We start from the raw sequence: 13,183 nt of genomic DNA, 5'->3' as shown, positions 1-13,183 counted from the left end.
TTTCTTCGTTTTTTGTCGCTTTTTACGAATCTCGTGTGGTGGATGACTGGATGGCTGGCTGGCTGGCTGGCTGGCTGGCAGGCTGGCTGGCCGATCGGCCGCCACGGCGTTTAACCGTCTTCCTTCGGCGGCGTGAACCATCCGTTTTTCGTCCAGCATCAGTCCCACGTGGCCCGGAAAGAAAGCTAGGTCGCCCGCTCGCGGCCCACTGACCGCCGTCAGCGCGGCCTGTTGCTGGTCGGCGTCGCGTGGTAGGTTCACCCCGAAGGCGCCGTAGACCACTTGCGTTAGCCCCGAGCAGTCCAGGCCCCACGCGCTGCGGCCCCCCCAGACATACGGCGTCTCCAGAAACCGCAGGGCGAAGGCGGCGGGGTCGGTTCCGGCCAGCGGCGTAAAACAGACCTCCTGCACATACGCCGCCTGACCACCGGGCAGCAACACCGGCACCCAGCGCCGCCCATCTTCCTCTACCACTTCGCCCGCGCCCTGCCACACCCGTGCCCCGAGGCTGAGTTCCGCCACGATGGCCCGGCTTACCTTCGGCCCAGCAAAAGCGTGCGCCCGCAGCGCCGTGACCGTCATCTCTGGGCGCGTAGATTGTGCGTCCGTCGTCTGTGTGTCCGTTGTCTGTGCGTCTGTCGTTTGTGCGGCGGCGGGTGCCTGCCCAGTCTGGAGTGCCGCCGCCTTTACCCAGCCCAGATAGCGGTCATGCACGGTGCGGACCCTGGCCCAGTCGCCCTGTTCCCAGAGTAGTTCCAGCGCCTCGCCTACCAGGGCCTCGGTGACCTGCGCCGCGCCGTCGTCCGGCCTGGCCCGCAAACTGAGCCGCGCTACGCCGTTGACAAGGGGCTGCGGCGTTATGTAGCGCCACCCTCCACCCGCACAATCACTTAGCTGGCCCTGCGCTGACGTTTCGGCCAGTCGCCGCCCCTCATCGAACGCCAGCACGCGGGGGTCGAGTTCTTCTTTATTCATCTTCGTTTGTGCTCATCTGCCTAGCGTATTAAAAAAAGCTCTTAAAAATGCGTGGTCAGCCACCGTTCCCAGTTGCCCAAGGCCACCGCCAGGCGGCGCTCCGGGGGCAGCAGCTCCAGCAGCCGGGGCAGATCGCGGTAACGCCCGATCCCCACCGGCGTCTGTTCAGCCCCGAAACCGCCGTCCAGATCGCTACCAATACCCAAGTGTTCCCAGCCGACCAGCGCCGCATAATGCTCGGCGTGGCGCAGCAGGTCGCTTAAGGTGGCCCGCGTGCCCGGCTGCCAGTCGGCCCGAATGAAGCGGCTGAGCAGCACCAGCCCGATGACCCCCCCAGCCTGGGCCACCGCCTGGGCCATCTCGTCGCTCAGGTGCCGGTTACCTGGCGTCAGGGCACGGCTGTTCGAGTGCGTAGCGATCAGCTTGGGGCCAATGTCTAGCGCGTCCCAGAAGGCGGCGTCGTCGAGGTGCGAGGCGTCGAGCGTCACGCCGAGTTCCTTCATGCCCTGCACCAGTTCGCGGCCCTCCGCGCTGAGCGGCCCAGGGGTGTCGGTGCCCCCGGCGTAGCGCGTTCGGGTCCACGCCGGGCCGATGATCTTCACGCCGCGCCCGACCCATTCGGGCAGCTCGCTAGGCGTCAGCACCGGGTCGGCTCCTTCCATCAGCAGCACCACGCCCAGCGGGGCCTCGGGCCGCTTCAGGTGCAGTTTGACCTCCTGCGCCGAGGTCAACAGGCGCAGGTGCCCGGCGTCTTGCCAGCGCAGATACTGTTCCAACTGGGCGAGGGCCTGCGCTTTTGCTTCGGCGGCGTTGCGGTAGCCGTGCGGGTCTTGTGCGCTGGCGGGCAGTGCAAAAAGTGTTGCGAAGCAGACTGCTGTTCCTGCCGCTTGCAGTTCCGCAAAGGTCGTAGTGGCGGTCTGGCCCGGCACCGGGTCGGTCAGGCGCAATTGTTCGAGTGGCCAGGTTAGGTCGCGCCCGTTCAGCGCATTCATGGCGAGGTCGAGATGGCCGTCAATGAGTCTCACGCCTGCACCAGTTCCAGCACCTGCGCCAGATTGTGAATGGCCTGCGGATTCTGGCCGCTCAGGTCGATCTGCGTGGCTTGCATCCCCACTGCGCGGGCGCCTTCTACGTTCTCCAGGCGGTCATCAATGAACAGAATTTGCCCGGGAGCCAGCTGCATAGCCTGCGCCGCCAGCGTGAAGGCGGCCGCTTCGGGCTTATGCACGCCGAGGGTGCAGGTGGCCAGGGCTACGTCTACCAGATCGGTCAGCCCGAGGGCTTCCAGCGTCCGCCCAATGCTGGGCAGCGTGTTGCTCAGCACGCCGATCTTCAGGCCCCGCGCCCGCAAGTCACCGAACACTTCCCGCGCGTTGCCGACCGGCTTCATGAAACGCTCGTAGGGGTAGGCCTGCATAAACGCGTCGGTGTCTGTTTCCGACAGGCCCAGGCGGCGGCTGAGTTCCGCGCCGTACTCCTTCCAAAAGTTGTCCTCCTGCGCCTGGGTCCACAGGTGCCACCACGCGGCGCTCTGCTCCTGCCACACCTCTGCCATCGCCTGCCCGGCGCTTTTGGCGTCCAGACCGTACTGCCCGGCTAGCCAGAGGGCCGCCTCCTGGTAAACCGCCGGGTCGGTGTAGGCCAGCGTATCGTCTCTGTCAAAAAGCACTGCGGCTAGCGGCGTCATAGGTTGAGTGTAGTAGACCTTCTATGAAAGTCGTAGGGCAGTCTAATACGGACTGCGCCGCACTGCGCCCGCAGTCGGAAGCGGTCAGGCCCCATCCTGGGTGCCGCTCTGACCAAAAAGCGGGAAGGCTTGCTCAAGCGAGTCCGTTTTGCCCAAGAAGGCACCGCCTGTACCGCCACAGCGCGAACCCCGTATCTCTTCCTTTGAGCAGGATGTCGGCAGCCCTCGCGCCTGTAGCGGGCCACAAAGCGGCGACTTTTGGTTAAGTGCCCTAGAAGACAAAAATTTCACGCGTAGTTTTAATTGTGAAAATAATCACTTATAAGCTCATAAACTGCCCAGACACCTGCGCCCCCGGCGCACGACCCGCACGGCATACTGCTCCCATGAGTTACTCACTTCTGGTCATGAAATTTGGCGGCACCAACATGGGCGACGGGGCGGCCATTCGTCATAGCGCCTCGCTGGTCACCCGCAGCATCAAAGAAGAGATCAAGGTCGTGGTGGTCGTCAGTGCGATGGCCGGGGTCACCAACCAGCTTCTTAAGATCGCCGCCTCGGCAGAAACCGGCGACATCGCCAGCGCCAACGACGAAATTGCCGCCATGCGAACCCGGCACTTCACGGCGGCGCAGGAACTTGGCGCAGCCCCCGACAGCGACACGGTGCGTGAAATCCGCGAAATGCACGAAACGCTGCGCCAAGCGGTCTACGGCGTGTATCTGCTGCGCGAACTGACGCCGCGCAGCCGTGACCTGATCGTGGCCTTTGGTGAGCGCCTCAGCGCCCCGCTCATGAGCCTGGCCCTCGAAGGCATGCAGGTGCACGCCAAACACGTCAGTGGGGGAGAGGCGGGCATCCTGACCGATTCTCATTTTGGCAACGCCAAGCCCCTGCCGCAGACCTACGAGCGCGTCAAGGACCGTCTGACCGGCTTCCTAAGCGCGGGCGTGACCCCGGTTGTCGCGGGCTTCATGGGCGAAACCGAAAAGGGCGCGACCAGCACCCTTGGGCGCGGCGGCACCGACTTCACGGCGACCATCATCGGCAAAGCGCTGTCTGCCGACGAGGTATGGGCCTGGAAAGACGTCGACGGTGTGATGAGCGCCGACCCGCGCGTGGTCAAGGACGCTCAGAACATCGAAATCCTCAGCTACGGCGAGGTCATGGAACTGGCCTACTTCGGAGCCAAGGTGCTGCACCCGCTCGCCGTGACTCCCATCAAGGAAAGCGGTATTCCGCTGCGCCTGAAAAACTCTACCGATCCCGACTTTGCCGGAACGCTGGTGCAGCCCGAGCCGCAGCACATTCCTGATCGCCCAGTGAAGGCCGTGACCTCGATCAAGAATGTCAGCCTGATTACCGTGACCGGGGCCGGAGTGCTGGGCGTACCCGAAGTTATCGCCAGCGTGTTTACCGCGCTGGCCCGTGAGAACATCACCCTGTTGATGGTGTCTCAGAGCAGCAGCATGAGCAATGTGTCGCTGGCCGTACCCGGCAGTGACGCCGGGCGCACCCTTCAGGCTCTGCGCAGCGGCCTGTCAAGTGAACTGAACGTCGAGGAGCAGAACGATGTGGCCGTCTTGGCTATTGTCGGCAGCGGGATGCGCGGGCAGCGCGGCGTGTCGGCCAAACTCTTTGCTTCCCTCGCCAGCAGCGGTGTCAACGTGCTCATGATCTCGCAGGGCGGTAGTGAACTCAACATCTCGGTCGCCATCGAAGGCGGGCAGGTCGATACCGCTACGCTGGCCGTTCACCAGGCGTTCGGACTGGGGCGGGCCGCCGTTTCCGGCTAACCTGAACTTTGCTGGCCCCGTCAATCTGGGCTGGCAAAGCTTTTTCAGCTTGTTGGCTGAACCGCGTCTGTCCCCAGTTCAGGGACAACTTTGGCCGAACCTGATCCCAGGCTTATACTAATCGACCGGGAAACAAAGTAAAAGTAACGGCTGAAACAGCAGCCATCACACCCAAGGAGGAGCACCGTGAAACTTCACGAGTATCAGGGCAAGGAAGTGCTGCGCCAGTACGGCGTCAACGTGCAGGACGGCAAAGTCGCCACCACCCCCGAAGAAGTTCAGGCCATCTACAAGGAATACGGCCAGCCTGTGGTCGTCAAGGCGCAGGTACACGTCGGTGGGCGCGGCAAAGCGGGCGGCGTCAAGTTCAGCTCCAGCGAGGAAAAGGCCGTTGAAAATGCCAAGAACATCCTGGGCATGGACATCAAGGGCCTGACCGTCAACAAGGTTCTTGTCACCAAGGCCGTGGACATCGACGCGGGCACCGAGTACTACGTCGGCATGATTGTCGACCGCAATGTCCAGAGCTACACCCTGATGGCCTCCGCTGAGGGCGGCATGGAAATCGAGGAAGTCGCCGCCGCGACCCCCGAAAAAATCATCAAGCACCGTGTGGACCCCGTGACGGGCCTGCGCCCTTACGAGGCGCGTGAGGTCGCTATCAAGGCCGGATTCAAGGGCAACCTGAACAAGATTGCCGACATGATGGTCAAGATGAGCAAGGCCGCGTTCGAGCGTGACGCCGTGCTGGTCGAAATCAACCCTCTGTTTGTGGACGCCGACGGCACCCCGCTGGCGCTGGACACCAAGTTTGAAATCGATGACAACGCCATGTACCGCCACAAAGACGTCGCGCACTACCGCGAACTGGCCGCCGAGCACCCGCTCGAAATCGAAGCCAGCGAGTACGGCTTTGCCTACGTTAAGCTGGATGACGGCAATGTGGGCGTGCTGGGCAACGGCGCAGGCATCGTGATGACCTCGCTGGACGTGGTTAACCGCGCCGGGGCCAAGCCTGCCAACTTCCTCGACATCGGCGGCGGGGCCAAGGCCGACGTGGTGTACAACGCGGTCAAGCTGGTCAGCAAGGACCCCGACGTCAAGAGCATTTTCATCAACATCTTCGGCGGCATCACCCGCGCCGATGAAGTGGCCAAGGGCGTCATCAAGGCCCTCGAAGACGGCATTTTGACCAAGCCCGTGCGGATGCGAATTGCCGGAACCGCCGAGGACGAAGCCAAGGCGCTGCTGAACGAGAAAAACAGCGACCTGATCAAGATGTACCCCACCATGTTCGAGGCCGCTGAAGAAGCGGCCAAGGACGCCAATGCAGCAGGAGGCAAATAAGCATGGGTATTCTGGTTGACAAGAACAGCAAGGTCATCGTGCAGGGCATGACCGGCAGTGAAGGGGCCAAGCACAGCCGCGCCATGAAGGACTTCGGCACCCAGGTCGTCGCGGGCGTGACCCCCGGCAAGGGCGGGCAAGACTTCGAGGGCTGGCCCATCTACAACTCGGTGGCTGAGGCCAAAGAAAAGCACGGTGCGAACGTCAGCATCATCTTCGTTCCCCCTGCTGGCGCTGCCGACGCGGTGCTGGAAGCGGCCCACGCTGGCATTCCCCTGATTGTGCTGATTACCGAGGGCGTGCCTACCGTGGACATGATGCGTGCTGTGCAGGAAGTCAAGCAGCTCGACGCCGAGAGCAAGGCCAAGGGCGGCCAGGGCGTTCGCCTGATTGGGGGCAACTGCCCCGGTCTGGTGACCAACGGTCAGGCCAAAGTGGGCATCATGCCCAACCGTATCTACGAGAAGCCGGGCCGCATCGGTCTGATTAGCCGTTCCGGCACCCTGACCTATGAATCGGCCAAGCTGCTGAACGACGCTGGAATGGGCACCTCGACTACCGTGGGCATCGGCGGCGACCCTGTGATCGGCACCACCTTTGCCGACGTGCTGCCGATGTTCGAGGCCGACCCCGACACCGACGCCGTGGTGCTTATCGGTGAAATCGGTGGGGCTGACGAAGAAGCCGCCGCCGAGTACATTGCCCAGAACATGAAAAAGCCCGTGGTGGCCTTCATTTCTGGCCGCAGCGCACCTGCGGGCAAGCGCATGGGTCACGCCGGAGCCATCATCATGGGCGACGTAGGCACCCCCGAAAGCAAGCTGGCTGCCTTCAAAAAGGCCAACGTGCCGGTCGCCGACACCATGCCCGAAATCATCGACCTGGTGAAAAAGGCGCTGAACCAGTAAGGAGCTGCCGGGTGATGAGCAAGACGGCTTCCAATTAAATTCAGTCGTTTTGTTCTCAGACGGTCAAAAGCCGGGGCCTGTGCGCTCCGGTTTTTTCGTTGTGTTTCTCGGCTCTTAGGCAACCGTAATGCGCCGTCACATCGCCGTCAGACTGGCGCGTAAACTGTGGGGTATGAAAGTCCACGCCCTTACCCTTTTCGCCGCTGTCACGCTCGCTCAGGCCGGTGCCCTGAGTCTGTCGGGCACGGTGGGCGGTGCGGTCACTCCCGACACCCGCCTGAGCGCCTGGACCGTCAAAACAAACGGTCAACCCGCCGAGGAACTGGGCGGCGCGGGCATCAAAGACAGTCAGTTTACGCTGACCCTGCCCGCTGTCCTTCCTTCCTCAGAAAATTTGAGGCCGGTTGACAGCCGGATTTCCTGGCCGGGCATTGTGGATTTTGAGAAGGCCAGTGCGCCTGCCCAGGTGGCCGAACTGCGCTTTTACACCTACCGCGACCAGAACGCCAACGGTGTGCGCGATGAAAACGAGGCGCTGCGTGAAGTTCGGCTCAATACCGGGAAGGGTGTGGTCTTCGTCGTTTGGGCCAGCAATGACGTGGTTGTCAGCGGAAGCAAGGGCTATCAGGCCAGTTTGAAACAGGGCTGGAATGCGCTGGAAGTCGAGGTCAGAAGTTCGGTAAGCGTCCGGCCTCTGGAAGCCAAAACGCCCCTTTCCACCAATCTCGGCCCTTGAAGCGCTCTGCTTAGACCAGGCTGAGCATCTGCCGGGCGATGGTTGTCCCCTCGCCCCGAGCCGACCTGCAAAGCGGATGCGGGCGCATTCCCCAGGATTCGCGCAAGCTCCTCAAAGGGACAGTCCAGTTTCAGGACTATCCCGAAACGCTTTAACGAAATGCTTTAACACAGCGCCCTGGTCTGCCGCAGAGTTTCCTCATAAGCCGCCAGATAGCGCGGCACGATTAGTCTGGGGTGAAAGCGGGTCATTGCCGTTTGCCGGGCCGCCTGCCCCATCCGCAGGTAAACGTCGCGGTCGCGCAAAATCCTAAGTGCCTTGTCGGCCATATCGTCTACGTCGCCCACATCGCTCATAAAGCCGGTCACTCCCTGCTCGACCACTTCGGGAATGCCGCCCGCATTGGAAGCGACCACCGGCACCTCACAGCTCATAGCCTCCAGCGCGGCCAGACCAAAACTTTCATTGCTGCTAGGAAGCAAAAACAGGTCGCTGATGCCCAGCACCGTCTGCACGTCCGGGAACGACCCCAGGAACTGTGTGCGCCCGATAACGCCCAGTTCCCGCGCCCGCTCGAACGCCCTGGCCCGCTCGGGGCCGTCCCCGATCATCAGCAGGCGGGCCGGAATCTCGCTGGAAATTCGCGCGAAGACCTCTACCACGTCCTCGACCCGTTTGACCGGGCGAAAGTTGCTGACGTGGACGATCAGCGCCTCATCCGGATGGGCAAAACGGGCACGCACCGCCGGGTCGGGAGTCCTGACAAAACGGTCACTGTCCACGAAGTTGTGAATCACCTCGATCTCGCGCTCGATGCCGAAAATATCCCGCGTCTGGTGGGCCAGAAATTCCGACACCGCTGTCACATGGTCGCTGTGCTCGATGGCGTGTTTGGTGGTGTGCCGAAAGGCCGGTTCCGCGCCCACCAGTGTCACGTCGGTGCCGTGCAGCGTCGTGATGACCCGCGACTTTTTGGTGATCGACCGGGCATGATTGGCCGCCGTCGCGTGCGGAATGGCGTAATGGGCATGAACCAGCTCGACCCCATGTTCCAGAATAACTTCCGTCAGCGTATTGGCCGCCGCCAGTTCCGGGTAAGGCTGGTCGAACAGTGCGTAGGCAAAGCCGCTAACCTGATGAAAATACGGCCCGCGAAAGCCGCCCTGCTGTCCCATCAGTCTAAACGGCATGGAATTGCCGACAAAGTGAACCTCATGCCCCGCCGCCGAGACCATCAGCCCAAGCTCGGTGGCGACCACGCCGGAGCCGCCTGCTCCCGAGTGGCATAAAACTGCGACTTTGCGGTGTGGTTGCGTCATAGCTGCCGAGTATAAGGGCAGAAGTTCAGCTGGGCTGTCTGCCTCTGGGGGTCCGGGGAGACGGGGCAACCATCACCCGGCAGATACTTCTCTCGGGTTGACTTCCTTCCTGCCCCCCCCTATTAGTTCAAGAGCCAAATCCTGAGAATGAGCCGCAGTTACCATTTATACCAAATTCACCTCCATAATGGCCTCATGTCAATTATCGTCACCGACTCCACCTGTGATTTGCCCCCTGCGCAGGCCAAGTCACTTGGAATAGAAGTTATTCCTTTGACCGTTAATATGCGCGGCAAGCAATTGCTGGACTGGCAGGAAGTCGATCCAGACGCCGTATACGAGTTTCAAAAGAGCGGTGGGAAGGTGACGACCCAGCCACCGACCACCGAGCAGTTCGTCGGGATGTACAGCAGCCTCCTTGAGAAGCATGACCGGATTCTGAGTGTTCATATCAGTTCGGCCATCTCCGAAACGGTCCAGCGGTCACGCGAAGCGGTCGCAAAGTTGGGTGCTTCAGACCGTATTACCACACTGGATAGCAAGATGACCTGCGCCGCGCTCGCCGAAACCCTCTTCTTTGCTAACGAAGTTCTTAAGTCGGGTGGTTCGGTGAGTGACGCGGTTAAGGCCGTCAACCACGTCCAGAGCAACGGGAGGTTCGAGTTCAGCATGCCGACCCTGCACTATCTGCGCCAGAGTGGACGAATTTCAAGAGGCCAGGAGATCATGGGCAACCTCCTGAACCTGCGTCCGGTGCTGAACTTTAATCAAGGGAACCTGACCCCGGTGCGGCGGGTCAGAAACGATCAGGCCCTGGCCAACATGATCAGTCGCCTCGAGGACGACCTCGGCAACACGCCAGTGTCGGTGGTGGTGGCCTACGCGGGCCGCGACGTAGTGCAACTGGAGGCCATGCGGAGCGCCATTCAGCGCAGCCGCCTGAACGTGGTGCGCGGACGTTTCCAGCTGATCGGCGCCGTAATTGGCGCACACGCTGGCCCCGGCATGTACGGCGTCGGCGCGACTCCGGTATAAGCCGCTTCGCACTCCAGACTTACGCCCCGGCGACGCTCCCATCGCGTTCCAGCTTTTCCAGGTACGCCGTGCCGCCCTCGACTTCCGCCGCGAAGCCCTGTGCCTTGCCGAATTCCAGCGTCTCGGCTAGCGTTTCGGACATCAGGTAGTCTTGCCACGTTTCGGCGGCGGCTCTGGCATCTTCACCCAGGTCGAGGTGCAGCGTGATGCGGTCCGACACCTTGAAGCCCGCCCTCTTGCGCCCGTCCTGAATGCCGCGCACCAGGTCGCGGGCCAGCCCTTCGAGTTCAAGTTCACGGGTGAGCTGCGTGTCAAAGGCCACCAGATACCCGGCTTCCTCCTGCGCCGCCATACCTTCAGGCGAGCGGGCATCGACCAGCACCTCATCTGGCCCCAGCTCGAAGCGCTCGCCGGTAGGAGCCACCACCTCAAACTGCTGCCCATCGCGCACAAAGCGGGCGATCTGTGCCGTGTCTGCTGCGTTCAGGGCTGCGCGTACCTGCGGCACCGCCTTGCCGAACTTTTTGCCTAGCAGCGGCAGATTGGGGCGCAGCTGGTACGTCACCAGTTCGGTGTACTGGTCGATCAGTTCGACCTCTTTGACATTCAATTCTTCCTTGATCTGCTCGGCAAAGCGGCCCAGGGCCTGCGTCTGCTCGGCACTTCTGGCCCGTAGCATGACCTTGGGCAGCGGCTGGCGCTGACGCAGCCCAGTTTGCCCGCGCACCGCCCGCCCCAGGCTGACCACGCGCAGCACGGCGTCCATCTCGCCGACCAGCGCCGGGGCCGCCAGCGACTCGTCTACGGTGGGCCACGCGCTCAGGTGCACGCTTTCGGGGGCGGCGGGGTCAATGCTCCGCACGAGGTTTTGCCACAGGGTTTCGGCCAGATATGGCGTGAACGGCGCGGTCAGTTGCGTGACCGTGACCAGCGCTGAGTACAGCGTGGCGTAGGCGCTCACGTCGGCCTGCTGTCCGTCGCCGGACCAGAAGCGGCGGCGGTTGCGCCGGACGTACCAGTTGCTTAGATCCTCGGTCACGAACTCCTGAATCGCGCGGCTGCTGCCGGTGGGGTCGTAGTTTTCCAGCGCCGTGGTCACGGTCTGAATAAGCGCCTGAACCTTTGCCAGCAGCCAGCAGTCTACCTCGGGGCGCTCGGCCACCGGCGGCGCGGCCTTGAGATCGGGTCTGTCCAGATTGGCGTATAGCACAAAGAAACTGTAGGTGTTCCACAGCGTTAGGAAGTAGCCCCGGAACGCTTCGCCCACCAGATTCATGCCGAAGCGGCGGCTCAGTTCGGGCGGCGCACTGGCGAACATGTACCAGCGGGTGGCGTCGGCCCCGTACAGGTTAAAGACCTCCCAGGGATCCACCACGTTGCCCTTGCTCTTGGACATCTTCTGCCCCTGCTCGTCAAGAATGTGCCCCGAGCAGATCACCGACTTGAACGCCACCGAATCGAAGACCATCGTGCCGATCTGGTGCAGGCTGTTGAACCACCCACGCGTCTGGTCGATGGCCTCGCTGATATAGTCCGCCGGGAAGCCGCCCTGCTCAAACAGTTCCTTGTTCTCGAAGGGGTAGTGGTGCTGCGCGAAAGGCATCGAACCCGAGTCGTACCACACGTCCATGACATACGGCACGCGCCGGAAGGTCTTGCCGTTTTGGGTGAAGGTGATGTCGTCCACGAAGGGGCGGTGGGGGTCGAAGTCCTCGCCCAGTACCGCTTGGTTGCCGCTCAGTTCGGCCAGTTCAGCGTAGCTGCCCACCACCCTGAATTCGCCGTCCTCGGCCTCCCAGATCGGCAGCGGCGTGCCCCAGTAGCGGCTGCGGCTCACATTCCAGTCGATCAGGTTTTCGAGCCAGCCGCCGTAGCGCCCGTTCTTGATGTGCGCCGGGTGCCAGTCGATGGTGCCGTTCAATTCGATCAGGCGATCTCTCAGGCTGGTGTTGCTTAGGTACCAGCTTTCAGTGGCGTAGTACATTAGTGGGGTGCCGCAGCGCCAGCAGTGCGGGTAGCTGTGCATGAAGTTCTTTTCTTTCCACATCATCCCGCGTCCGCGCAGGTCACGGATAATGTCACTGTTGGCGTCGCGGAAAAACACACCCTTCCACCCTTTCTCACCAGTGGGGCCGAAGCGGTGTTTGCCTTCGCTGTCCACGCCCACCAGTACCGGCCAGCCGTATTTGCGGGCCAGGCGCATGTCGTCCTCGCCGAAGCTGGGGGCGGTATGCACGATGCCGGTGCCGTCGCTATCCGACACGTAGGTGTCCAGGCCCGCTTCCCAGCAGCGGCCTCCTTCGCCCTCGGCCTCGTAGGCCTCGGTGAACAGGGGAGAGTACGCCACATGTTCTAAGTCTGTCCCCTTGAACGATTTCACGACCTCGGCCCCTTCACCAAGCACCTCGTCTTTCAGGTTGGCGGCCAAGATGACGGTCTTGCCATTCTTATCTTTCGCGGCCACATACTCGAACTCGGGGTGCAGCGCCACGCCCACGTTGTACGGCAGCGTCCAGGGGGTGGTCGTCCAGACCAAGAAGGCTGAACCGCCGGGCAAGCCCAGCGCGGCGGGGTCTTTCAGGTCGAAGGTGATGTACACGCTGGGGTCCTGAATGTCTTTGTAGCCCTCGCTGACCTCGGCGTTGCTAAGGGTGGTGCCGTCTTTCGGGCAGTACGGCGCCACCCGGAAGCCCTTGTACAGCAGCCCTTTCTCGCTCAGTTGCTTGACGCTCCACCACACCGACTCGATGTAGTTTTTGTTCAGCGTCATATACGGCTGGTCGAGGTTGACCCAGTAGGCCACGCGCTCGGTAAAACGAGTCCATTCGGCCTCGTACTCGAAGACGCTGGCGCGGCATTCCGCATTAAATTTGGCAATGCCGTAGGCTTCCACATCACGCTTACTGTTCAGGCCCAGTTTTTTCTCGACGCCCAGCTCAACGGGCAGGCCGTGGGTGTCCCAGCCCGCCTGACGCGCCACATGGTAGCCCTGCATAGTTTTAAATCGCGGAAACAGATCCTTGAAGCTGCGCGACTGTACATGGTGAACGCCGGGCATTCCGTTGGCGGTGGGCGGCCCCTCGTAGAACGTGAAGCGCGGGCCGTCTTTGGTTTGCTCCAGCGTGCGCCCGAAAATATTGCGCTCGTTCCACCATTTCAGGGTGGCGAGTTCCATTTCAGGGAAAGTGGGGTTTTGGGGAACAGGGTCGAACATGTTTTCTCCTTTGGAGGCGTGCGGCGTGTGTAAAAGGATGGGGTGAGTGGGAGTTGATTGACTAGGCTTTAGAGTGAGCAGCCCCTAGCTTTAGAGGCTGTCTGAGGCCCTAACCATGGGAAATGTTTTAGGCTTTAACGGTGGAACGCGCAGCTTACCCTAGCGA

10 protein-coding genes are annotated in these 13,183 nt (G+C 62.0%); 5 read left to right on the top strand and 5 right to left on the bottom strand.

The genetic code is table 11. The features are described 5' to 3' along the window. From QZ269_RS09690 to QZ269_RS09680, 3 genes are all read right to left on the bottom strand, one after another. The coding region (locus tag QZ269_RS09690) for a C40 family peptidase (RefSeq protein WP_291426509.1) at positions 1 to 975 on the bottom strand (975 nt) is incomplete at its 3' end. 41 nt (positions 976 to 1,016) lie between these two features. Then, positions 1,017 to 2,000: a membrane dipeptidase gene (locus QZ269_RS09685; RefSeq protein ID WP_291426508.1), complete on the bottom strand. Its 984-nt coding sequence runs from the start codon at positions 1,998 to 2,000 to the stop codon at positions 1,017 to 1,019. Then, complete coding sequence (locus tag QZ269_RS09680) at positions 1,997 to 2,662, bottom strand: HAD family hydrolase (RefSeq protein WP_291426507.1); 666 nt, start codon at positions 2,660 to 2,662, stop codon at positions 1,997 to 1,999. Before QZ269_RS09680 ends, QZ269_RS09685 begins: the two co-directional genes overlap by 4 nt. A gap of 386 nt (positions 2,663 to 3,048) precedes the next feature. Between QZ269_RS09680 and QZ269_RS09675 the strand changes: the two genes are divergently transcribed. The 4 genes from QZ269_RS09675 (at position 3,049) to QZ269_RS09660 (ending at position 7,449) form a co-directional block, all read left to right on the top strand. Next, positions 3,049 to 4,458 carry an aspartate kinase gene (locus QZ269_RS09675; protein WP_291426506.1) on the top strand — a complete coding sequence of 470 codons (1,410 nt, stop codon included), beginning with the start codon at positions 3,049 to 3,051 and terminating at the stop codon, positions 4,456 to 4,458. Between the two features lie 186 nt (positions 4,459 to 4,644). Next, positions 4,645 to 5,805, top strand: coding sequence for an ADP-forming succinate--CoA ligase subunit beta (sucC, locus tag QZ269_RS09670; protein ID WP_291426505.1), 1,161 nt, complete (start codon positions 4,645 to 4,647; stop codon positions 5,803 to 5,805). Positions 5,806 to 5,807: 2 nt separating this feature from the next. Further along, positions 5,808 to 6,713, top strand: a complete 906-nt coding sequence (gene sucD, locus QZ269_RS09665; RefSeq protein WP_291426504.1) for a succinate--CoA ligase subunit alpha — start codon at positions 5,808 to 5,810, stop codon at positions 6,711 to 6,713. A gap of 172 nt (positions 6,714 to 6,885) precedes the next feature. After that, a complete protein-coding gene (locus QZ269_RS09660; RefSeq protein ID WP_291426503.1) occupies positions 6,886 to 7,449 on the top strand; it encodes a hypothetical protein in 564 nt (187 codons plus the stop codon). Positions 7,450 to 7,613: 164 nt separating this feature from the next. Here the strand turns inward: QZ269_RS09660 and bshA are convergent, their stop codons facing one another. Continuing rightward, a complete protein-coding gene (gene bshA / locus QZ269_RS09655; RefSeq protein ID WP_291426502.1) occupies positions 7,614 to 8,768 on the bottom strand; it encodes an N-acetyl-alpha-D-glucosaminyl L-malate synthase BshA in 1,155 nt (384 codons plus the stop codon). 195 nt (positions 8,769 to 8,963) lie between these two features. Here bshA and QZ269_RS09650 point away from each other — a divergent pair, with 195 nt between their 5' ends. Then, positions 8,964 to 9,803, top strand: a complete 840-nt coding sequence (locus tag QZ269_RS09650) for a DegV family protein (RefSeq protein WP_291426501.1) — start codon at positions 8,964 to 8,966, stop codon at positions 9,801 to 9,803. Between the two features lie 19 nt (positions 9,804 to 9,822). Here QZ269_RS09650 and ileS read toward each other — a convergent pair whose 3' ends face one another. Continuing rightward, a complete protein-coding gene (gene ileS, locus QZ269_RS09645) occupies positions 9,823 to 13,017 on the bottom strand; it encodes an isoleucine--tRNA ligase (protein ID WP_291426500.1) in 3,195 nt (1,064 codons plus the stop codon). Positions 13,018 to 13,183: the final 166 nt, after the last annotated feature.

The sequence above is a fragment of the Deinococcus sp. genome, from assembly GCF_018260405.1.
Lineage (GTDB): Bacteria > Deinococcota > Deinococci > Deinococcales > Deinococcaceae > Deinococcus.
Note: the sequence above shows the minus strand (reverse complement) of the source record. Positions and strands in the feature narration are given on the sequence as shown.